The following is a 20,999-nucleotide window of genomic DNA, read 5'->3' as shown; positions in this document are numbered from 1 at the left end:
CGAGGGGAGTGACGGATGCGCGTCTTCAACGGGGTCGACGAGCTGCGGGCGGCGAAGGGGACCGAGGTCGGTGTCTCGGAGTGGTTCACCGTCGCCCAGGAGCGGATCGACGGGTTCGCCGACGCGACGGAGGACCACCAGTGGATCCACGTCGACGCCGCGAAGGCCGCCGACGGCCCGTTCGGCACCACCATCGCGCACGGCTTCCTGACCCTGTCGCTGCTGTCGAGGCTGGTACCGGACGTCTACCGGATCGACGGCGTGCGGATGGGCGTCAACTACGGCCTCAACAAGGTCCGGTTCACCAGCCCCGTCCCGGTCGACAGCCGGGTCCGGGCGCGGGTCGAGCTGGTCGACGTCACCGACGTCACCGGCGGGGTGCAGCTCACCATCGGGGTGACGGTCGAGATCGAGGGCTCCGAGAAGCCCGCGCTGGTCGCCGAGTGGCTCACCCGCCAGTACGTCTGAGTGGAACGTCGAAGGAGCGAGTTCATGCGTGATGCGGTGATCTGCGAGCCGCTGCGGACCCCGGTGGGCGGATTCGGCGGGTCGCTGCGCGACGTGCCGGCGCACACCCTGGCCTCGACGGTGATCGGGGCGCTGATGGAGCGGACCGGGCTGGACCCGTCCGCCGTCGACGACGTGGTGCTGGGCCACTGCTACCCGACGATGGACGCGCCGGCGATCGGCCGGGTCGCGGCGCTGGACGCCGGCCTGCCGGTGACCGCGGGCGGGATCCAGATCGACCGCCGCTGCGGCTCCGGGCTGCAGGCGGTGCTCTACGCCGCGATGCAGGTGCAGACCGGCGCGGCCGAGGTGCTGCTGGCCGGCGGCGCCGAGTCGATGTCCGGGGCGTCGTTCTACTCCACCGGGATGCGGTGGGGGGTCAAGGGCGGCGCCGGGGTGCTGCTGAACGACTCGCTGGCCCGCGGCCGGGTGACCGCGGGCGGGCGGAACCATCCGGTGCCCGGCGGGATGCTGGAGACCGCGGAGAACCTGCGCCGCGAGTACGCGATCCCGCGCGAGGAGCAGGACGAGTTCGCGGTCCGGTCGCACCGGCGCGCGGCGGCGGCGCAGGCCGCGGGCCGGTTCGCCGACGAGATCGTTCCGGTGACGGTGCCGGGCCGCAAGGGCGACACCGTGGTCGACGCCGACGAGCACATCCGGCCGGACTCCTCGGTCGAGAAGCTGGCGACGCTGCGCCCGGTGCTGGGCCGCGACGACCCGGACGCGACGGTCACCGCGGGCAACGCCTCCGGGCAGAACGACGGCGCGTCGATCTGCGTGGTGACCAGCCCGGAGACCGCCGCCGAGCTGGGGCTGCGGCCGCTGGTCCGGCTGGTGTCCTGGGGACTGGGCGGGGTGCCGCCCGCGACGATGGGGATCGGGCCGGTCCCGGCGACGGCGAAGGCGCTCGGCGCGGCCGGGCTCGGCCTGGCCGACATCGACCTGATCGAGCTGAACGAGGCGTTCGCGGCTCAGGTGCTGGCCTGCACCCGGGAGTGGAAGTTCACCGAGGCCGACTTCGAGCGGACCAACGTGAACGGCTCCGGGATCTCGCTGGGCCACCCGGTCGGTGCGACCGGTGGCCGGATCCTGGCCACGCTGGCCCGGGAGATGCACCGCCGGGACGCCCGGTACGGGCTGGAGACGATGTGCATCGGCGGCGGGCAGGGCCTGGCCGCCGTGTTCGAGAAGGTCTGAACCCCGGCCCCGGGGCGGCCGGCCGGGCCGCCCCGGGGCCGCGGATCAGTGACCCGCCTGCTTGGCCCGCTCGTAGGACGCCTTGATCTCGCGCTCGGCGTCGGCGCGGCCGACCCAGGTGGCGCCCTCGACGCTCTTGCCCGGCTCGAGCGTCTTGTAGATCTCGAAGAAGTGCTGGATCTCCGCGCGGTCGAACTCCGCCAGGTGGTGGATGTCGCGCAGGTGCTCCTGGCGCGGGTCGCTGGCCGGCACGCACAGGACCTTGTCGTCGCCGCCGGCCTCGTCTTTCATCCGGAACATGCCGATCGTCCGGGCGCGGATCACGCAGCCGGGGAAGGTCGGCTCCTGGACGAGCACCAGCGCGTCCAGCGGGTCGCCGTCCTCGCCGAGGGTGTCGTCGATGAACCCGTAGTCGGCCGGGTACTGGGTGGCGGTGAAGAGGGTCCGGTCCAGCCGGATCCGGCCGGTCTCGTGATCGACCTCGTACTTGTTGCGGCCACCCTTGGGGATTTCGATGGTGACGTCGAAGTCCACGATTCGTTGCTCCTTGAAGAGGGTCACGGTCGCGCCGGGGCCGGGCGGAGCCGGGTGGCCCGCCCACTCCGGCGGTGTCTGTGCTGCCCCCTAGTGTGAGGGACCGGGGGCCGACGGTGGCAGGCCGGTGACCCCGAACCGGTGCTGATGTGGCGGGTGTCGCACCATCGGCCGGGCAGGTCGGCCGGTCCCGGAGCCCGGGACCGGACGTCACGAGCAGGAGGCGGAGTGGGACGCAGGCATCGCCGGCCGGACCGCAGCACCCGGCGGATCGCCGTCATCGCGGTCGCGGTGATGGCACTCGCCTCGCTGTTCGGCGCGGTCGCGCTGGCCGGCCCGGAGACCCGCGACCGGCTCGGGCTCGGTGAGACGGCGGCCCAGTACCCGCCGGTCCCGATGCCCGCGCTGCGCCCGCTGACCCCGACCGCCCCGGTCCCGACCGCGGCCGGCATCACCCAGGCGCTGGCCGACCAGCTGGAGTCGCCGGCGCTGGGCGACGTGACCGGCGTCGTCATCGACTCCTCGGCGCCGCGCGGCGTGGAGCCGCTGTGGGAGCGCGACGGCGGGCGGGCGATGGTCCCCGGCTCCACCACCAAGCTGCTCACCGCGGCCGCCGCGCTGCTGTCGATGAACCCGACCGACCGGCTCGCCACCCGGGTGGTGCCCGGCCCGGACCCGGGCTCGGTGGTGCTCGTCGGCAGCGGCGACCCCACGCTGACCGCGCTGCCGGCCGGCGAGACCGGGCTCTATCCCGATCCGTCCCGGATCGACGATCTCGCCGCCGAGGTGCGGGAGGCGGTCGACCAGCCGGTGCGCACCGTCTACGTCGACACCTCGCAGTGGACCGGGCCCGCGCTCTCGCCCGGCTGGGGCCCCAGCGACGTCGCCGACGGCTACGTCGCGCCGATGTCGCCGCTGATGCTCGACGGCGGCCGCACCGACCCGCAGCAGCAGGACGGGCCCCGCTCGTCCGACCCGGCCCGGGCCGCCGGGCAGGCGCTGGCCGCCGCGCTCGGCGCCACCGAGGTCCGGGAGGGCACCGCCGCCCCGAACGCGCCGGTGCTGGGCAGCGTCGCCTCCCCGCCGATCGCCGCACTCGTCGAGTACATGCTCACCGCGTCGGACAACGTCACGGCCGAGGCGCTGGCCCGCCAGGTCGCGATCGTCCGGGACACCGAGGCGTCGTTCGACGGCGGCTCCCGCGCGGTCACCGAGGCCCTGGTGCAGGCCGGGTACGACGTCAGCGGCCTGGTCGCCGCGGACGGCAGCGGGCTGTCCCGGGAGAACCGGGTCCCGGCCCGGCTGCTCGGCGCGGTGCTGGCCTCGGCCGCCGCCCAGTCGGACAGCCCCGCCGACGTCCAGTTCCTCCGGCCGATCCTCACCGGGCTGCCGGTCGCCGGCGGCGCCGGCACGCTGACCGAGCGGTTCACCGACGGGCCGTCGATCGCCGGCCGGGGCGTGGTCCGGGCCAAGACCGGCACCCTCAGCGGGGCGTCCAGCCTGGCCGGCGTGGTCACCGACGTCGACGGCAGGCTGCTGGTCTTCGCGCTGCTGTCCAACGGCACCTCGCCGGCCGACGCCCGCCCGGCGCTGGACCGGATCGCCGCCACCCTGAGCCGCTGCGGCTGCCGGGACTGACCGGCCCCCTCGGCGGACCGGCCCGCGGCGCGGTCGCGGGTAGCGTGGCGGCCATGCAGCCCGACGCGACCGGCCCGGCCACCGTGACCGATCCCGCACCCGCGTCCGACCGGCGCGCCGCGCGGGGCCTGCCCGTCAACTGGTCGCTGGCGGCGAGCACCGCGACCCGGCTGATGCCGGCCGGCCCGCGCACCACCCCGGCGGCCGCGCGCGAGCTGGTCGAGCGGCTGCGCACCGACTCGGCGCGCGCCGAGGGGCACGTCCGCGAGGTCACCGGCCTCGGCGCGGGCCTGCCGCTGCTGCCCGCCGACGTCCTGGACCGCCCGGCCTGGGCGCGGGCCGCCACCGAGGGCATGAACGCGCTGACCTCCGGCGCCGAGCTGCCCGCCTCGCCGTGGCCGCTGCGCAGCGTCACCGCGGCCGGCTCCGGCGTCCAGCTCGGTGCGCTGCTCGCCTACCTCGGCGCCCGGGTGCTCGGCCAGTACGACCCGTTCGGCGGCCCGGACGGCGCCGGGCGGCTGATCGTCGTCGCCCCGAACGTGCACGCCGCGACCGGCACCCTCGGCGTCGACGGCGAGCAGTTCGGGCTCTGGGTCTGCCTGCACGAGGCCACCCACCGGCTGCAGTTCACCGCGGTGCCGTGGCTGCGCGACCACTTCGCCGGCCTGGTCACCGAGCTGCTGTCGCTGCAGGAGCCGGACACCGCGAAGCTCACCCGGCTGCCCGAGGCGATCCGCTCGATGCGCGGGGAGAACGGCGAGAAGGGCGACGTGCTCGCGCTCGTCGAGCTGCTGCAGGGCCCCGAGCAGCGGGCCGTGCTCGACCGGCTGCTCGCGCTGTCCACCCTGCTGGAGGGGCACGCCGATCACGTGATGGACGCGGTCGGCCCGGACGTCGTGCCGGACGTCGCGGTGATCCGCCGCCGGTTCACCGAGCGCCGCCGCGGCGGCGGGCTGGTCGACCGGCTGCTGCGGACGCTGCTGGGCGTGGAGGCGAAGATGCGGCAGTACGCGGTCGGCGCGGCGTTCTGCCGGGAGATCGAGGCCGCCGTCGGGATGGACGGCCTCAACCGGGTCTGGGAGTCGCCGCAGACCCTGCCGACCCGGGCCGAGCTCGCCGAGCCGCAGGCGTGGCTGCGCCGCGCCGGCTGAGGTGACCCCTCCGGCCGCGCGGCGGGTGCTGGCGGCGGTGCGCGAGGCGTTCGGCCTGCTCGGCGACCCCGACCGGCCCGGTCGCGCGGCGCCGCTGGTCGGCTGCTCGGGCGGCGCCGACTCCACGGCCCTGGTGCACGCCGTCCGCGAGGTCGTCGACGGTCCGGTGCACGCGCTCGTCGTCGACCACGGCCTGCAGGACGGTTCCGCGGAACGCTCCGCGGAGCTCGCCGCCGCGCTGCGCCGCGCCGGGGTGGACGCCGCGGTGCAGGCGGTCCGGGTGACCGGCCCGGGCGGCACCGAGGCCGCCGCCCGCCGGGCCCGCCGGGCGGCGCTGCTGGCCGCCCGCCCCGGCCCGTCGTCGCCGGTGCTGCTCGGGCACACCCTCGACGACCAGGCCGAGACGGTGCTGCTCGGGCTGGCCCGCGGATCCGGGGCGCGCTCGCTCGCCGGCATGCGGCCCTGGTCGGCGCCCTGGCTGCGCCCGCTGCTGGGCCTGCGCCGGGCGGACACCGTCGCCGCCTGCGCCGAGCTCGGGCTGCCGGTCTGGGACGACCCGCACAACGCCGATCCGCGGTTCACCCGGGTGCGGCTGCGCCGGGAGGTGCTGCCGCTGCTGGAGGAGGTCCTGGGCGGCGGCGTCGCCCCGGCGCTCGCCCGCACCGCCGCCCAGCTGGCCGACGACGACGCCGCCCTCACCGAGGCGGCGGTGCGGCTGCGGGAGCTCGCCTCCCGCACCGGTCCGCCGGACCCGCCGGCACCCGCGCCGGCGGGTGATCTGAGCGACAGCGACAGCCCCGCGCCCGGCCCGCCGGGGCCCGCCGGACCGCCCGCCGCCGGCCCCGGCGACCCGATCGCGCCCGCTCTCGACACCGCGGTCCTGGTCACCGCTGCGGCCGCCGTGCGCCGCCGGGTGCTGCGTGAATGGCTCACCGGGCACGGCGTACTGGCCCTCACCGACGAGCAGCTGCGGCGCGCCGACGATCTCGTCGGCCGGTGGCGCGGGCAGGGCGGACCCGCCCTCGGCGGCGGCTTGGAGCTGGTCCGCACGCGTGGCAGGCTCGTGCTGCGCCGCCGTCGCTGGGGGCGTGACCGGGCGTGACCGAGACCGCCCGGTGGCGGAGAGCCGGCCGGGACCGGTGGGTGCCGGGCACGAGGGAGACGTGAGCGCGTGTACGACGGTGACATCTCGTCGGTGCTGGTCACCGAGGAGCAGGTGCGGGACAAGACCGCCGAGCTGGCCCGACAGGTCGCCGAGGACTACGCCGACGTCGTGCAGGGCGGCCGGGAGCACGACCTGGTGCTGATCGGCGTGCTCAAGGGCGCGGTCATGTTCATGACCGACTTCGCCAGGGCGCTGCCGCTGCCGACCCAGCTCGAGTTCATGGCGGTGAGCTCCTACGGCTCGTCCACCTCGTCGTCCGGCGTGGTGCGCATCCTCAAGGACCTCGACCGCGACATCGCGGGCAGGCACGTGCTGATCGTCGAGGACATCATCGACTCCGGGCTGACCCTGAACTGGCTGCGCGGCAACCTGCAGACCCGCTCGCCCGCCTCGCTTGAGGTGGTCACCCTGCTCCGCAAGCCGGACGCGGTGAAGGTCGACGTGCCGGTCCGCTACGTCGGCTTCGACATCCCGAACGAGTTCGTCGTCGGGTACGGCCTGGACTACGCCGAGCGCTACCGGGACCTGCCCTACATCGGCACCCTGGACCCGAAGGTCTACGCCTGAGCGGTGCCCGGCCGGCGGCTCAGCGGCCGAGCCCGGGCCCGGCCGGCAGCGCCAGCGCCCGCGGGTCCACCCCGGGCGGGGTCGCGGTGAACGGCGCGCCCGCGGCCAGCGTCAGCCCCGGCGGGCCGTCGGTGCGCTCGGCGTAGGCCAGCGCGCGGGCCAGGTCGGTGTACTCGATGCTGGGCCGGTCCGCCGTCGTCGACAGGCTGGACAGGACGCCGACGGCGCGGCCCTCGCCGTCCAGCAGCGGGCTGCCGGACTCCCCGGCCACGCCCGGCGTCAGCGAGTACACCGAGTGCCCCCAGCCGCCGCCGACCTCGCCGGCGATCGCCCCGGCCCGCGCCCCGACGGTGCGCACCCCGGCCGCGTCCGGCGGGTTGGCCAGGCCGAACACCGGCGTGCCGACGGCCGGCGCTGCGGTGCGGACCCGGTCCGGGCCGCCGAAGAACGGCACCGCGGCGCCCACCGCGGAACGGGCGTCCCGGGGCAGCTCGACCAGCGCCAGGTCGTTGTAGGCGCAGGTGTCGCTGTCGCGCTCGCCGCGGGCCTGCATCGTGTTCCACGAGCTCCACGCCAGGGTCCCGGTCACCGTGCGGTCGGTGCCCCGGACGGTCACCGGGGTGCCCAGCGGCACCGCGTCGGAGGTGCAGCCGTCGGTCTCGGTCTCGTCGCCGGTCCCGCCGCAGTGCGCGGCCTGCGCGAGGAAGGTCCGGTCGCCGGAGGTGAACACGAACCCGGCGGTGCACAGCCCGGCGCCCGCGGTCTCGGTCACCACACCCGGCCCGACCGGCGCCGGGCCCGGCAGGACCGCCGGGCGGGCGGGCACCGGCTCGGCGCGGGCGGTGGTCACGGTCCCGGCCGGCCGGGTCCCCGGCGGGGCCGGCTCCGCGGCCGGCGGGACCGACGGCGCGACGGCCAGGGTCAGCGCGGCCGAGACGGCCAGACCGACCGCCAGCGCCGGCACCGTCCGGCGGGCACCGCCGCCAGCGCGCCATGTCATCCGATCCGCCCCTCCCGACCCGCAGACCAGCCCGGTTCGGCCGGACGGAGCAGGACCCGAGCGCGGTGTGCCGCCGGTCCGGCACCGAGCGTGCCGCACAGTTGTCCCACACCCCGCGCGGCAGGTGTGCGGCGGGACACCCCTGTGGGGGAACCGGGCAGGTCGGCCGGGCGTTGATCGGGTGGACGGCCGGGAACGGTCGTCGACAGCCGGATCCGCCCGGCGCGCTCGCTCCGGCGTGCGGCTATCCTGGCGGGTCAGGGCCGTCCGGCGGGGCGGTCGCACTCTCCGCCGCCGCTGCCGTGAACCACTCTCGGGAAGGTGAAGGCCACCCAGGCCGACGTTGCATGGATCGCAAGCGCCTGCTCCGCAACCCGTTGATCTGGATCCTCGTCGCGCTCCTGATCTATCTCGGGTTCAGCTTCATGTTCGACGACACCCGGGGCTACACGGAGGTCCCGACCTCGGTGGCGCTCGCGCAGATCCAGGAGGGCAACGTCCGTGACGCCCTCGTCGAGGACCGCGAGCAGCAGCTCCGGCTGACCCTGAACACGCCGGTCGACGGCGAGACCCAGCTCATCACCCAGTACCCGGCCCAGCTGTCCGGGCAGATCTTCGACTCGCTGCGCGGGGTCCCGGGCATCGGCGAGTACGACACCGTGGTGCGCCAGGACTCGTTCCTGTCCTCGCTGCTGATCATGATGATCCCGCTGGCGCTGGTGCTGATCATCCTGTTCTGGTTCCTGAACAACGCCCAGGGCGGCGGGAACCGCGTGATGAGCTTCGGCAAGTCCAAGGCCAAGCAGCTGAACAAGGACATGCCGAAGAACACGTTCGCGGACGTGGCGGGCTCCGACGAGGCGGTCGAGGAGCTCCACGAGATCAAGGACTTCCTGCAGAACCCGGCCCGCTACCAGGCGCTGGGCGCGAAGATCCCGAAGGGCGTGCTGCTCTACGGCCCGCCCGGCACCGGCAAGACGCTGCTGGCCCGCGCGGTCGCCGGCGAGGCGGGCGTGCCGTTCTACACGATCTCCGGCTCCGACTTCGTCGAGATGTTCGTCGGTGTCGGTGCCTCCCGGGTGCGGGACCTGTTCGAGCAGGCCAAGCAGAACGCGCCGTGCATCATCTTCGTCGACGAGATCGACGCGGTCGGCCGGCAGCGCGGCGCGGGCCTCGGCGGCGGGCACGACGAGCGCGAGCAGACGCTGAACCAGCTGCTGGTCGAGATGGACGGCTTCGACGCGCGCGGCGGCATCATCCTGATCGCCGCCACCAACCGGCCGGACATCCTGGACCCGGCGCTGCTGCGCCCGGGCCGGTTCGACCGGCAGATCCCGGTCGGCGCCCCCGACCTGGCCGGCCGCCGGGCGATCCTGAACGTGCACAGCAAGGGCAAGCCCTTCGCCGACGACGTCGACTTCGAGTCGCTCGCCAAGCGCACCGTCGGCATGTCCGGCGCCGATCTCGCCAACGTGATCAACGAGGCGGCCCTGCTGACCGCCCGCGAGCACGGCACGCTGATCAACGGCGCGGCGCTGGAGGAGTCGGTCGATCGCGTGGTCGGCGGCCCGAAGCGCAAGTCGAAGATCGTCTCCGAGCGGGAGAAGAAGATCACCGCCTACCACGAGGGCGGGCACGCGCTGGCCGCGTGGGCGATGCCGGACCTGGAGCCGGTCTACAAGCTCACGATCCTGCCGCGCGGCCGGACCGGCGGGCACGCGCTCGTCGTCCCGGAGGACGACAAGGGCCTGATGACCCGGGCCGAGATGATCGCCCGCCTGGTGTTCGCGATGGGCGGCCGGTCGGCCGAGGAGCTGGTGTTCCACGAGCCGACCACGGGCGCCTCGTCGGACATCGACCAGGCCACCAAGATCGCCCGCGCGATGGTCACCGAGTACGGCATGAGCGCCAAGCTGGGCGCCGTGCGCTACGGCCGCGAGCAGGGCGATCCGTTCCTCGGCCGGTCGATGGGCAACCAGGCGGACTACTCGCTGGAGATCGCCCACGAGATCGACGAGGAGGTGCGCAAGCTGATCGAGGCGGCGCACACCGAGGCGTGGGAGATCCTCAACACCTACCGCGACGTGCTCGACGACCTGGTGCTGGAGCTCCTGGAGAAGGAGACCCTGAACCGGCGCGACCTGGAGCGGATCTTCGGCTCGGTGGAGAAGCGGCCGCGGATCACCGCGTTCGACGACTTCGGTGAGCGCACGCCGTCGGAGAAGCCCCCGATCAAGACACCGCGCGAGCTGGCGCACGAGCGCGGCGAGGTCCTGCCCGACGAGCAGGAGCGGACCCCGGCGCAGGTGGGTGCGGGCGTCAACGGATACGGCGACGCCCCGGGCATGCCCGGCGCCTCCCCGTTCCCGGCCGGCGGATCGACCCAGGCCCGGCCGGACGCGCCGAACGACGGCGGCTACGGCGCGGGGAACGGCAACGGCGCCCCGCACGGCAGCGCACCGCAGGGCAGTGCACCGCAGGGCAGCGCGCCCTCCGGTGGTGCCCCGAACGGTGGTGCCCCGAACGGTGGCGCCCCGAACGGTGGCGCCCCGAACGGTGGTGCCGCGAACGGCGGGTCCCCGAACGGCGGAGCCTCCTATGGTGGCGCCCCCCATGGCGGGTCCCCCCACGGCGGTGCCCCGAACGGCGGCGCGCCGTACGGCAACGGCGCCCAGGGCGGCAACGGCTGGGGCGGCGCCCCGGCCGGTCCCGCCCGGACCGGCTACCAGGGCGGCTACCCGCAGCCCCCGCCCGCCGTCGCCCCGAACTACGGCGCCCCGCCGGACTGGCGGCCGGCGACGACGCCGCGCGGCCAGACCTGGCCGCCGCCGAACTGGAGCGGCCAGCAGGCACAGCAGCCCGGCCGGCCCGCACCCGGCCAGGGTGAGGACCAGCAGCAGGGCGGCCCGTCCCGCAACGGCCCGTGGACCGGATCCGGCGCCGACGGCGGCAGCACGACCGAGCCCGGCGAGAACCGGCGGGGCAGCGACCCGGAGGCAGGACACTGAGCACGTCGACCACGGACGGCCAGCCGGGCACCGTGCACCCGGCCGCCGTCGCGGCCGGGATCACCGACGCCGTGCCGGCGGGCGTGGACCTCGCCCGCGCCGAGAACGCCGTCCGCGAGCTGCTGATCGCGATCGGCGAGGACCCGGACCGCCAGGGCCTGCGGGAGACCCCGGCCCGGGTCGCCCGCGCCTACGGCGAGATCTTCGCCGGGCTGTTCGTCGATCCGGACACGGTGCTGGAGAAGACCTTCGACGAGGGCCACGGCGAGCTCGTGCTGGTCAGGGACATCCCGATGTTCTCGACCTGCGAGCACCACCTGGTGCCCTTCCACGGGGTGGCGCACGTCGGCTACATCCCGGCGGTCGACGGCCAGGTCACCGGCCTGTCCAAGATCGCCCGGGTGGTCGATCTCTACGCCAAGCGCCCGCAGGTGCAGGAGCGGCTCACCGCCCAGGTCGCCGACGCGCTGGTGCGCAAGCTGAACCCGCGCGCGGTGATCGTCGTGATGGAGGCCGAGCACCTGTGCATGGCCATGCGCGGCATCCGCAAGCCGGGCTCGCGCACCACCACCTCGGCGGTCCGTGGCCTGTTCAAGAGCTCCGCCTCCTCGCGCGCGGAGGCTCTGTCATTGATCAGGGGGGCCTGACGTGGTCGCCCCCGACGGCACCCTCCCCGACCTGGGCCGCTGCGCGGTGATGGGGATCCTCAACGTCACCCCGGACTCGTTCTCCGACGGCGGCCGCTACCTGGACCGCTCGCACGCCGTCGCGCACGGGATCGCGATGCGCGACGCAGGCGCCGATCTCGTCGACGTCGGCGGCGAGTCCACCAGGCCGGGCGCGCAGCGGGTGGACGCGGCGACCGAGCGGGACCGGGTGCTGCCGGTGGTCCGCGAGCTGGTCGACGCCGGCGTCCGGGTCAGCGTCGACACCACCCGCTCCGAGGTCGCCGCCTCCTGCGTCGAGGCGGGCGCCGCGATGGTGAACGACGTCTCTGGCGGCCTGGCCGATCCGCGGATGGCGGCCGTCGTCGCCGAGACCCGGGTGCCCTGGGTGCTCATGCACTGGCGCGGCCACAGCTCCACGATGCAGCAGCTGGCCGGCTACGAGGACGTCATCGGCGAGGTGCGCCAGGAGCTCGTCGCCCGGGTGGACCACGCGGTGATGGCCGGGGTCGATCCGGGCCGGATCGTGCTCGATCCCGGCCTCGGCTTCGCGAAGACGGCCGCGCACAACTGGGCACTGCTGCGCCGCCTCGACGTGCTCGTCGGGCTGGGCTTCCCGGTGCTGGTCGGTGCGTCGCGCAAGCGCTTCCTCGGTGAGCTGCTGGCCGCCGAGGACGGCACCCCGCGCCCGCCCGCCGGGCGCGAGATCGCCACCGCCGCGATCAGCGCGATCGCCGCGAACGCCGGCGCCTGGGGCGTCCGGGTGCACGACGTCGAGTCCACGATGGACGCCGTCGCGGTGAGCGCAGCCTGCCGGCTGGGTGCGACCCGGGCCCGGTCCACGCCCGGATCGTCCCGGGGGCCGGGCGGTGAGTGACCGCATCGAGCTGCGCGGGCTGCGGGTCCGCGGCACGCACGGGGTCTTCGCCCACGAGCGCCGCGACGGCCAGGAGTTCGTCGTCGACCTGGTCGTGCACGCCGACCTGACCGCCGCGGCGGCGTCCGACGAGCTGGCCGACACCCTCGACTACGGCGCGCTCGCCCAGCTCGCCGCGACCGTCGTGGGCGGGCCGCCCCGGAACCTGATCGAGTCGGTCGCCGGCTCCGTCGCCGACGCGGTCCTCGGCTCCGACGGGCGCATCCGCGAGGTCGAGGTGACCCTGCACAAGCCGTCCGCGCCGATCCCGCTGACCTTCGACGACGTCGCGGTCGTGCTGCGCCGGAGCCGGGCGTGACCCGCGCCGTGCTCTCCCTCGGCTCCAACCTGGGCGACCGGATCGGCCACCTGCGGGCCGTCGTCGCGGACCTGGGGCCTGCCCTCGTCGCCGTCTCGCCGGTGTTCGAGACCGCACCGTGGGGGGTCACCGACCAGCCGGACTTCCTGAACGCGGTGGTCGTCGCCGACGATCCCGCGCGGGACGCGTGGGGCTGGCTGCGCCGTGGCCAGGCACTCGAGGACGCCGCCGGCCGGGTCCGCGAGCAGCGGTGGGGCCCGCGGACGCTCGACGTCGACGTCGTGCAGGTGGACGGGCCGGACGGGCCGGTGCTCTCCGATGATCCCGAGCTGCTGCTGCCCCATCCCGGGACGCCCGCGCGGGCGACCGTGCTGCTGCCGTGGCTGCTCGCCGATCCCGGCGCCGTCCTGCACGGCCACGGACCGGTCGCCGACCTGCTGGACCGGCTCGGCCCGGACGGCTGCGCCGGTGTCCACCGGCGCGACGACCTGCCGCTGCGCCCGGACGGCCCGCGATGACCGGCCCCGGACCCGGCCGGTACCGCCCGGGCTCCGGCGAGGACCCGCGGCCCACGGTGACGCCGACCCGGTACCGCGACCTGATCGCGATCGCGGTGGTCGCGACCCTGCTCGGCAACATTCTCGTCCAGCTGACGTACTCGACCATCCCGCCGCTGCCGGTCGCGGCCGGGGTCACGATCGGGGTGCTCGCCGTCGCCGAGTTCGGCGTCGGGATCGTGCTGCGCCGCCGGATCGAGCGCCGCGGCGGCGCCGCGCCGGTGCCCCCGCTGGTGGCCGCGCGGGCGGTGCTCCTGGCGAAGGCGTCCTCGGTGGCCGGCGCGGTGATCGCCGGGCTGTGGGCGGGCCTGCTGGTGCACACGGTGCCGCGGGCCGACGTCGTGGTCGCCGCGTTCCGGGACAGCGTGACCGCCGGGATCGGGCTGGTCTGCGCGTTGCTGCTGGTCGGCGGCGCGCTCTGGCTGGAGTACTGCTGCCGGGCGCCCGAGGACCCCGACGACTCGGACGGCGCCGCGCGCTCCTGATCCGGCGCCGGTGTGACCCGGACCGGCGGCGCGTGCGACGGGTGCACCGGCGGCGAGTTCTCTAGGCTTCCGGACCATGGGATCTCCCGCCGTGTCCGGACGCACCTACGCCCCGGTGCCGGCCCCCTCGGCGAAGCGGCGCGGGGTCCTGCTCCCGGTCGTCGGGCTCGTCGTCCTCGCGCTGCTGACCGTCATCACGATCGGGATCCTGCAGCGGGCGGTCGGGACGGCCGGCGTCGTCGTCGGCACCCTCGCCGCGCTGCTCCCGGTCGTCCCGGTGGTCGCCGCGTTCCTGTGGGTCGACCGGTGGGAGCCGGAACCGCCGCGGATGCTGATGGGCGCGTTCCTCTGGGGCGCCGGCTTCGCGGCGCTCGTCTCGCTGCTGATCAACACCAGCGCCTCGGTGGTGCTCGACGCCGCGGCCGGGCGCGGCGCCGGCGACCTGTTCGGCCCGGTCGTCGTCGCGCCGATCGTGGAGGAGTTCGCCAAGGGGCTGTTCCTGGTCGGCCTGCTGCTGTTCCGGCGCCGCGAGTTCGACGGCATCATCGACGGCATCGTCTACGCCGGGATCGTCGGCGCCGGCTTCGCGTTCAGCGAGAACATCCTCTATCTCGGCCGGGCGGTCTCCGACCCGGCGGCGGCGGGCGTGCTCGCGACGCTGTTCATGCGCGGCGTCGCCTCGCCGTTCGCGCACCCGCTGTTCACCTGCATGATCGGCATCGCGGCCGGGGTGGCGGTGGCCAGTCGCAGCGTCGGCCTCCGGGTGCTGGCGCTCGCCGCCGGCTACGTCGCCGCGGTGGTGCTGCACGCGCTGTGGAACGGCGCATCCGTGCTGGCCGCGACGCCCGGCGGCTTCTTCCAGATCTACGCCTTCGTGATGGTCCCGATCTTCGCCGGCCTGGTCATGCTGGTGGTCTACGCCCGCCGCCGCGAGGCGCGGATCGTCGCCGCCCAGCTCCCCGGGTTCGCCGCGGCCGGCTGGATCGCGCCCAGCGAGGTGCCGCTGCTGGCCCGGCTCTCCCGGCGGAAGGGCTGGCGGGCGCTGGTCCGGAAGCGCTCCGGCCGGGCCACGGCCAAGGCGGTCGCCGACTACCAGGCCGCGGTCACCGAGCTGGCGTTCATGCGGAACCGGATCGCCCGCGGTGCGGTGCGGGAGTCGGCGCGCGCCCTGCACGACGAGAAGCTGGCCGCCGTGCTGCGGACCCGGGCGATCGCGGTGGGGGTGCCGGAGGCGCTGGTCGCGGCCTGGGCCCGGCAGCGGCCCTCGGGCTGGGAGCCGCCGCCCCCCGCCGCCCCGGACGGCAGCTTCTCCGGGGCGCACCGGATCCCGACCTTCGACGACGTGCCGCCGGGGGGCGACGGCCCGCCCCGGGGCTGGGCGCCGCCCCGCCCGAGGGGCGGAGCGCCGTGGGCGGGGGCACCGGGACCCGGCCCGGGACCCGGCCCGGGCCCCGGCCACAACCCGGGCCCCGGCCCCTACCCGGGCGCCGGGCCGACGCCGGCCCCCGATCCGCGCCGCGCCGCCGAACCCGATCCGGCACGCCCCGGGCCGGACCCGGGCGAGGGCGCCACCCGGCCGGTCGAGCGCCCCGCCGGACCCGAGCCCCGCGGCCGCCACCACGACGATCCCGGCGACCCCGGTCCGACCCGCCCGATGCGCAGGCCGTGATCAGGTGAATCCCGTCATAGCGGGTGCTCGGGGGTTCCCGGGCGCGTCTACCCTCGCGGCTGGCGCGGCCACCGGAGGTCGCGTGCACCGCGGATTGCCCGACCGGTACCGACACGGACCGGAGCGGGAGGAAACGGACTGAGAAGTGAACGATGCCGGCCGCCCTGCGCGGCTCGCCGTGGGCGTGGTCTCCGCCGGCCGTGTCGGTTCGGTGCTGGGGGCCGCCCTCGCCAACGCGGGCCATCACGTCGTCGCCGCCTCGGGGGTGTCCCGAGCCTCGCTGCGCCGGGCCGCCGAGCTGCTCCCGGACGTCCCCCTGCTGCCGCCGGACGAGGTCTGCACCCGTTCCGACCTGGTGCTCCTCGCCGTCCCCGACGACGTGCTGCCCGGCCTGGTCCGCGGCCTCGCCGCCGCGGACTGCTTCCGCCCCGGCCAGATCGTGGTGCACACCGCGGGCTCGCACGGCGTCGCCGTGCTGGAGCCCGCCGCGGCGCACGGGGTGCTGCCGCTGGCCCTGCACCCGGCGATGACCTTCACCGGCCGCCCCGAGGACGTCGAGCGGCTCGCCTCCTGCTGCGTCGGGGTGACCGCACCGGGCGACGCCGACAGCGGGGCGGCTGATCCCCGGGACGCCGTCGGCTGGAGTGTCGCCGAGGCGCTCGTCCTGGAGATGTCGGCCGAGCCGGTGCGGATCCCCGAGGCGGTCCGCCCGCTCTACCACGCGGCGCTGGCGCACGGCGCCAACCACCTGATGACGCTGGTCGGGGACTGCGTGCAGCTGCTGGAGTCGGCGGGCGTGCGGCCCGCCGACCGGCTGGTCGCCCCGCTGCTGTCGGCGGCCCTGGACAACGCGCTGCGGCACGGTGACCGGGCGCTCACCGGGCCGGTCGCCCGGGGTGACTCGGGCACCGTCCGGACCCATCTGGAACGCATCACGGCCGCGGACCCCGACCTGGCCGCGGGCTACCGCGCGCTGGCCGGGCGGACCGCCCGGCGGGCCGCGGCCGCCGGGCTGCTGGACCGGGCCGCCCTGGACGACGTCGAGAAGGCCCTGGAGGAGGACCGGTGACCGCCACCCGCAACGGCTACGCGACCGGCCGGCTGACCGTGCACGCCGATCCGGCGAAGCTGGCCCCGGTGACCCGGGCGCTGCGCGGCGCCGGCCGCAAGGTCGTGCTGATCCCGACGATGGGCGCCCTGCACGAGGGCCATCGCGAGCTGATCCGGCACGCCCGGCGGATGCCGGGCGCCGTCGTCCCGGTCGTGTCGATCTTCGTGAACCCGCTGCAGTTCGGTGCCGGGGAGGACCTGGACCGCTACCCGCGCCCGCTGGAGGCCGATCTCGACGCCTGCCGGGAGGAGGGCGTCGAACTGGTCCTCACCCCCGGCGTCGAGCACATGTACCCGCCCGGATCGGAGATCCGGGTCTCGGCCGGACCGCTCGGCGCGGAGCTGGAGGGCGCGGTCCGGCCGGGCCACTTCGACGGCGTGCTCACCGTCGTCGCGAAGCTGTTCCACATCGTCGCCCCGGACGCGGCGGTGTTCGGCGAGAAGGACTACCAGCAGCTCACCCTGATCCGCCGGATGGTGCGCGACCTGGACTTCGGCCTGGACATCGTCGGCGTGCCGACCGTCCGGGAGGACGACGGCCTGGCCCTGTCCTCGCGCAACGTCTACCTCGATCCCGAGCAGCGCGTCCGCGCCGGGGTGCTGTCCCGGGCGCTCGCCGCGGGCGCCGGGGTGTCCGCCCGCGGCCACGACGCGGTCCTGGCGGCCGCCCGGGCCGCGCTCGACGGCGTGCCCGGGATCGAGCTCGACTACCTGACGCTGCGCGGGACGGACCTCGGCCCGCCGCCCGGCACCGGTGCCGCCCGGCTGCTGGTCGCCGCCCGGTTCGGCCGCACCCGCCTGATCGACAACGTCCCCGTCGCGCTCTGATCCGAGGAGATCCCGTGTACCGCACGATGATGAAGTCCAAGATCCACCGCGCGACCGTCACCCAGGCCGACCTGCACTACGTCGGCTCGGTCACCGTCGACGCCGACCTGATGGCCGCGGCGGACCTGCTGGAGGGCGAGCAGGTCTCGATCGTCGACATCACCAACGGCGCCCGCCTGGAGACCTACGTGATCACCGGCGAGCCCGGCTCCGGGGTGATCGGGATCAACGGCGCCGCCGCGCACCTGGTGCACCCCGGCGACCTGGTCATCCTGATCTCCTACGGCGCCTACGACGAGGCGGAGCTGCGCGGCTACCGGTCCCGGGTGGTGTTCGTCGACGCCGACAACCGGATCGCCGAGCTGGGCACCGATCCCGGCCACGCCCCGGCCGGCTCGGGGCTCCTGTCCTCCGCGGCGCGGTAGCCGGTGCTGCTCTGCATCGACGTCGGGAACACCCACGTCTCGCTCGGGCTCTACCCGGAGCCCGGGCCGGGGACCGACCCGTCCTCGCTCACCCCGGAGCCGGAGCACCGCTGGCGGATGCGCACCGACACCCGGGCCACCGCCGACGAGCTCGACCTGACGATCACCGGGATGCTCGGGCCGCGGTTCGCCGCGGTGACGGCGGTCGCCGCGCTGTCCACCGTCCCCGGCCCGTCCCGCGAGCTGCGCACCCTGCTGGCGCGCTGGTCGGACCGGATGCGGACGCTGGTCGTCGGCCCGGGGGTGCGCACCGGTGTCCCGCTGCTGGTCGACCATCCGCGCGAGGTCGGCGCCGACCGGGTGGTGAACAGCCTCGCCGCGCACCACCTGTTCGGCACCACCTGCGTCTGCGTCGATCTCGGGACCTGCACGAACATCGACGTCGTCTCGGCGCGCGGCGAGTTCCTCGGCGGCGCGCTGGCGCCCGGGATCGACATCGCGATGCAGGCGCTCGCCGAGCGCGCCTCCTCGCTGCGCCCGGTCGACCTGCTCGAGCCCCGCTCGGTGATCGGCCGGACCACGGTCGAGGCCGTCCAGGCCGGCGTGCTCTACGGCGCCGCCGGGCAGGTCGACGGCCTGGTCCGCCGGATCCTGGCCGAGCTCGGCCCGGACGCGCAGCCGGTGACCGTGGCCGTCACCGGCGGGCTGGCCGAGCTGGTGTACGGCCGGGCGGACACGGTCACCGTGCACGTCCCGGACCTCACCCTGCACGGCCTGCGACTGACCCACCTGCGCCACCACCGCCCGGCCCGCTGAGTGCTCAGCGGCGCCGGGCCCGCTGCACGATCGTGCGCATCGGCAGGTCGAACCGCCCGGCCGCGGTCTCCGGGCAGGACGCCAGGAACCCGCGGAGCCGGTCCAGCACGGCCTCCCGGTCGGCCGGATCGGCGGTCAGCGCCCAGGAGTGGGTGCGCTGCTCGGCCAGCAGATCCTCGGTGGTGTGCGGCCGGGACCAGGGCACGACGGTCTGCTCCGCCGGCCCGAACCACGGCCGCCCGGGCAGCATGATCCCCTCGCCGCCGCCTGCCGGGTTGTCCGCAGGGCGGGGGCTCCCGGTGCGGACCTCGTCGAACCGGGCGATCCAGCCGACGTCGCCGTCCATCCCGTTCCACAGCGCCGCGAGCACCCCGCCCGGACCCAGCACCCGGGCGATCTCGGCGGCCGCCCGGCCGGGCTCGAACCAGTGCAGCGCCTGCCCGACGAGCACCGCGTCGACGGTGCCGTCCGGGAGCGGGATCTCCTCGGCGGAGCCGGCCCGGGCGTCCACCTCCGGCAGCCGGGCGCGCAGCACGGCGAGCATGTCCGGATCCGGTTCGACGGCGACGACGCCGGGCCGCCCGGCGGCCAGTGCCGCGGTCAGCTTCCCGGTGCCGGCGCCGAGATCGAGCACCCGCGGCCCGGCACCGGCCAGCGCGTGGGCGACGGCGGCCGCCGGGTAGCCGGGCCGGTACCGGTCGTACGCGGCAGCGGCGGGTCCGAAGCTGCGAGCCCGGGACGGATCGGTCACGGCCCGACCCTAGAGGTCTCGCGGTACGGCGCCGGTCGGCAGCCGCTCCCGGCGGTGCCCGCCACCCGGGACGCCCGGGCCCGTGGGACCTCCGACGCGGTGGGCGCGCGCCCGGTCGTCGTCGGGGGGTGACGCCCGGGCGGCCCGGGCGGCGCCGATAGCCTGACCGGTCGTGAACACTCCCGGCACCCCGAGCGACCCCGGATCCGAGGCGGACCTGCCCGAGCAGCTGCGGGTGCGCCGGGCGAAGCGCGCGGATCTGCTGGCCGCGGGCACCGAGGCGTATCCGGTGCAGGTGCCCCGCACGCACACCCTGCGCCAGGTCCGCGACGCCCATCCCGATCTGCCCGCGGACACCGCGACCGGGGAGAAGGTCGCCGTCGCCGGCCGGGTGATCTTCGTGCGGAACACCGGCAAGCTGTGCTTCGCGACGCTGCGCGAGGGCGACGGCACCGAGCTGCAGGCGATGCTGTCGCTGGACCGGGTCGGCGCCGACGAGCTGACCCGCTGGAAGTCGGTGGTCGATCTGGGCGACTTCGTGCTGGTCCGCGGCGAGGTGATCACCTCCCGGCGGGGGGAGCTGTCGGTGCAGGCCGACGAGTGGTCGATGGTCTCGAAGTCGGTCCGCCCGCTGCCGACCGCGCACAAGGAGCTCTCCGAGGAGAACCGGGTCCGGCAGCGCTACGTCGACCTGATCGTCCGCCCGCAGGCGCGGGAGACCGTGCGGGCCCGCTCCACCGTGCTGCGGACCGTCCGCGAGGCGCTCACCGGCCGCGACTTCATCGAGGTCGAGACGCCGATGCTGCAGCTGCTGCACGGCGGCGCGACCGCGCGCCCGTTCGTGACGCACGCGAACGCGCTCGGCTCCGATCTGTACCTGCGGATTGCGCCGGAGCTGTTCCTGAAGCGCTGCGTGGTCGGCGGTATCGAGCGGGTCTTCGAGCTGAACCGGGTGTTCCGTAACGAGGGGATCGACTCGACGCATTCGCCGGAGTTCGCGATGCTCGAGGCGTACCAGGCATACGCGACCTACGACGACATGGCCGTGCTGACGCGCGAGCTGATCCAGTCCTCGGCGCGGGCGCTGTTCGGCTCGACGACCGTCCGGCACCACGACGGCACCGAACACGATCTCGGCGGTGAGTGGCGTTCGATCACGCTCTACGGTGCCGTCTCCGATGCCGTCGGACGCGCTGTGAGCCCGGACACGGAACTGTCGGATCTGCAGCGGATCGCGGCCGAGCACGACGTCGACGTGACCGATTATCCGACGGCCGCACAGATCGTCCTGGAGTTGTTCGAGAAGCTCGTCGAGCACACCCTCGTCGAGCCGACGTTCGTGCGCGACTTCCCGGTCGAGGTGCGGCCGCTGACCCGCGCGCACCGGGACGACCCGCGATTGTCGGAGTCCTGGGACCTGATCGTGTTCGGGGTCGAGCTCGCGACCGCGTACTCCGAGCTGGTCGACCCGGTGGAGCAGCGGGAGCGGCTCCAGGCGCAGTCGCTCAAGGCCGCGGCGGGCGATCCCGAGGCGATGCAGCTGGACGAGGACTTCTTGCGCGCCATGGAATACGGGATGCCGCCGACCGGCGGACTCGGGATGGGCGTCGACCGGCTGCTGATGACGCTGACCGGACTCGGTATCCGGGAGACCATCCTGTTCCCGCTGGTCCGCGGGGAATCCTAGGCAC

General features: G+C 75.5%; 21 protein-coding genes. 18 read left to right on the top strand and 3 right to left on the bottom strand.

Going from position 1 to position 20,999, the window contains the following annotated elements; all coding sequences use genetic code 11:
* Nucleotides 1-15: 15 nt before the first annotated feature.
* Entirely contained in the window at nucleotides 16-468 is a 453-nt protein-coding gene (locus ABD160_RS11705) for a MaoC family dehydratase (protein ID WP_344021429.1), read from the top strand.
* Nucleotides 469-492: 24 nt separating this feature from the next.
* Complete coding sequence (locus tag ABD160_RS11700; protein WP_344021427.1) at nucleotides 493-1,704, top strand: acetyl-CoA C-acetyltransferase; 1,212 nt, start codon at nucleotides 493-495, stop codon at nucleotides 1,702-1,704.
* A 45-nt stretch (nucleotides 1,705-1,749) separates the two neighbouring features.
* Here ABD160_RS11700 and ABD160_RS11695 read toward each other — a convergent pair whose 3' ends face one another.
* Complete coding sequence (locus tag ABD160_RS11695) at nucleotides 1,750-2,238, bottom strand: inorganic diphosphatase (RefSeq protein ID WP_085913285.1); 489 nt, start codon at nucleotides 2,236-2,238, stop codon at nucleotides 1,750-1,752.
* Between the two features lie 228 nt (nucleotides 2,239-2,466).
* Between ABD160_RS11695 and dacB the strand changes: the two genes are divergently transcribed.
* The 4 genes from dacB to hpt all read left to right on the top strand — a co-directional run bounded on the left by dacB (nucleotide 2,467) and on the right by hpt (nucleotide 6,759).
* The gene (gene dacB / locus ABD160_RS11690) at nucleotides 2,467-3,876 is read left to right on the top strand and encodes a D-alanyl-D-alanine carboxypeptidase/D-alanyl-D-alanine endopeptidase (protein ID WP_344021424.1); all 1,410 of its coding nucleotides are present in this window, start codon (nucleotides 2,467-2,469) and stop codon (nucleotides 3,874-3,876) included.
* Nucleotides 3,877-3,929: 53 nt separating this feature from the next.
* On the top strand, nucleotides 3,930-5,027 hold the full coding sequence (locus ABD160_RS11685) for a zinc-dependent metalloprotease (protein ID WP_344021422.1): 1,098 nt from the start codon (nucleotides 3,930-3,932) through the stop codon (nucleotides 5,025-5,027).
* 1 nt (nucleotide 5,028) lies between these two features.
* Nucleotides 5,029-6,129: a tRNA lysidine(34) synthetase TilS gene (gene tilS / locus ABD160_RS11680; RefSeq protein ID WP_425563603.1), complete on the top strand. Its 1,101-nt coding sequence runs from the start codon at nucleotides 5,029-5,031 to the stop codon at nucleotides 6,127-6,129.
* 69 nt (nucleotides 6,130-6,198) lie between these two features.
* Nucleotides 6,199-6,759 carry a hypoxanthine phosphoribosyltransferase gene (hpt, locus tag ABD160_RS11675; protein WP_344021420.1) on the top strand — a complete coding sequence of 187 codons (561 nt, stop codon included), beginning with the start codon at nucleotides 6,199-6,201 and terminating at the stop codon, nucleotides 6,757-6,759.
* 19 nt (nucleotides 6,760-6,778) lie between these two features.
* Here hpt and ABD160_RS11670 read toward each other — a convergent pair whose 3' ends face one another.
* The gene (locus tag ABD160_RS11670; RefSeq protein WP_344021418.1) at nucleotides 6,779-7,759 is read right to left on the bottom strand and encodes a S1 family serine peptidase; all 981 of its coding nucleotides are present in this window, start codon (nucleotides 7,757-7,759) and stop codon (nucleotides 6,779-6,781) included.
* A gap of 347 nt (nucleotides 7,760-8,106) precedes the next feature.
* On the opposite strand from ABD160_RS11670, the gene ftsH reads away from it, so the two are divergent.
* From ftsH to ABD160_RS11615, 11 genes are all read left to right on the top strand, one after another.
* Nucleotides 8,107-10,767: an ATP-dependent zinc metalloprotease FtsH gene (gene ftsH / locus ABD160_RS11665; protein ID WP_344021416.1), complete on the top strand. Its 2,661-nt coding sequence runs from the start codon at nucleotides 8,107-8,109 to the stop codon at nucleotides 10,765-10,767.
* A 32-nt stretch (nucleotides 10,768-10,799) separates the two neighbouring features.
* Entirely contained in the window at nucleotides 10,800-11,414 is a 615-nt protein-coding gene (folE, locus tag ABD160_RS11660) for a GTP cyclohydrolase I FolE (protein WP_425563602.1), read from the top strand.
* A gap of 49 nt (nucleotides 11,415-11,463) precedes the next feature.
* Complete coding sequence (gene folP / locus ABD160_RS11655) at nucleotides 11,464-12,309, top strand: dihydropteroate synthase (protein ID WP_344021761.1); 846 nt, start codon at nucleotides 11,464-11,466, stop codon at nucleotides 12,307-12,309.
* Nucleotides 12,302-12,667: a dihydroneopterin aldolase gene (folB, locus tag ABD160_RS11650; protein ID WP_344021414.1), complete on the top strand. Its 366-nt coding sequence runs from the start codon at nucleotides 12,302-12,304 to the stop codon at nucleotides 12,665-12,667. The genes folP and folB overlap by 8 nt, the downstream gene beginning before the upstream one ends.
* Nucleotides 12,664-13,185, top strand: a complete 522-nt coding sequence (gene folK, locus ABD160_RS11645; RefSeq protein ID WP_344021412.1) for a 2-amino-4-hydroxy-6-hydroxymethyldihydropteridine diphosphokinase — start codon at nucleotides 12,664-12,666, stop codon at nucleotides 13,183-13,185. The genes folB and folK overlap by 4 nt, the downstream gene beginning before the upstream one ends.
* Entirely contained in the window at nucleotides 13,182-13,709 is a 528-nt protein-coding gene (locus ABD160_RS11640; protein ID WP_344021410.1) for a DUF3180 domain-containing protein, read from the top strand. Before folK ends, ABD160_RS11640 begins: the two co-directional genes overlap by 4 nt.
* Before the next feature lie 76 nt (nucleotides 13,710-13,785).
* On the top strand, nucleotides 13,786-15,378 hold the full coding sequence (locus ABD160_RS11635; protein WP_344021408.1) for a PrsW family intramembrane metalloprotease: 1,593 nt from the start codon (nucleotides 13,786-13,788) through the stop codon (nucleotides 15,376-15,378).
* A gap of 145 nt (nucleotides 15,379-15,523) precedes the next feature.
* The gene (locus ABD160_RS11630; protein WP_344021406.1) at nucleotides 15,524-16,447 is read left to right on the top strand and encodes a Rossmann-like and DUF2520 domain-containing protein; all 924 of its coding nucleotides are present in this window, start codon (nucleotides 15,524-15,526) and stop codon (nucleotides 16,445-16,447) included.
* On the top strand, nucleotides 16,444-17,316 hold the full coding sequence (panC, locus tag ABD160_RS11625) for a pantoate--beta-alanine ligase (RefSeq protein ID WP_344021404.1): 873 nt from the start codon (nucleotides 16,444-16,446) through the stop codon (nucleotides 17,314-17,316). The genes ABD160_RS11630 and panC overlap by 4 nt, the downstream gene beginning before the upstream one ends.
* 14 nt (nucleotides 17,317-17,330) lie before the next feature.
* Nucleotides 17,331-17,741, top strand: coding sequence for an aspartate 1-decarboxylase (panD, locus tag ABD160_RS11620; protein ID WP_344021402.1), 411 nt, complete (start codon nucleotides 17,331-17,333; stop codon nucleotides 17,739-17,741).
* Between the two features lie 3 nt (nucleotides 17,742-17,744).
* Nucleotides 17,745-18,557, top strand: a complete 813-nt coding sequence (locus ABD160_RS11615) for a type III pantothenate kinase (protein ID WP_344021400.1) — start codon at nucleotides 17,745-17,747, stop codon at nucleotides 18,555-18,557.
* Nucleotides 18,558-18,561: 4 nt separating this feature from the next.
* Here the strand turns inward: ABD160_RS11615 and ABD160_RS11610 are convergent, their stop codons facing one another.
* Nucleotides 18,562-19,308, bottom strand: coding sequence for a class I SAM-dependent methyltransferase (locus tag ABD160_RS11610; protein WP_344021398.1), 747 nt, complete (start codon nucleotides 19,306-19,308; stop codon nucleotides 18,562-18,564).
* 172 nt (nucleotides 19,309-19,480) lie between these two features.
* Here ABD160_RS11610 and lysS point away from each other — a divergent pair, with 172 nt between their 5' ends.
* Nucleotides 19,481-20,995, top strand: a complete 1,515-nt coding sequence (gene lysS, locus ABD160_RS11605) for a lysine--tRNA ligase (protein ID WP_344021396.1) — start codon at nucleotides 19,481-19,483, stop codon at nucleotides 20,993-20,995.
* The last annotated feature ends 4 nt before the right edge of the window (nucleotides 20,996-20,999 follow it).

Origin of the sequence: Pseudonocardia kongjuensis, assembly GCF_039526905.1 — a bacterium.
GTDB classification, from domain to species: domain Bacteria; phylum Actinomycetota; class Actinomycetes; order Mycobacteriales; family Pseudonocardiaceae; genus Pseudonocardia; species Pseudonocardia kongjuensis.
This window is presented reverse-complemented; position numbering and strand designations above follow the sequence as displayed.

Coding starts and splice junctions, on each gene's coding strand:
- ABD160_RS11635 (WP_344021408.1), top strand. CDS start 13,786: ATGGGATCTCCCGCCGTGTCCGGACGCACCTACGCCCCGGTGCCGGCC.
- ABD160_RS11640 (WP_344021410.1), top strand. CDS start 13,182: ATGACCGGCCCCGGACCCGGCCGGTACCGCCCGGGCTCCGGCGAGGAC.
- ABD160_RS11700 (WP_344021427.1), top strand. CDS start 493: ATGCGTGATGCGGTGATCTGCGAGCCGCTGCGGACCCCGGTGGGCGGA.
- folP (WP_344021761.1), top strand. CDS start 11,464: ATGGGGATCCTCAACGTCACCCCGGACTCGTTCTCCGACGGCGGCCGC.
- ABD160_RS11670 (WP_344021418.1), bottom strand. CDS start 7,759: ATGACATGGCGCGCTGGCGGCGGTGCCCGCCGGACGGTGCCGGCGCTG.
- ftsH (WP_344021416.1), top strand. CDS start 8,107: ATGGATCGCAAGCGCCTGCTCCGCAACCCGTTGATCTGGATCCTCGTC.
- ABD160_RS11685 (WP_344021422.1), top strand. CDS start 3,930: ATGCAGCCCGACGCGACCGGCCCGGCCACCGTGACCGATCCCGCACCC.
- ABD160_RS11705 (WP_344021429.1), top strand. CDS start 16: ATGCGCGTCTTCAACGGGGTCGACGAGCTGCGGGCGGCGAAGGGGACC.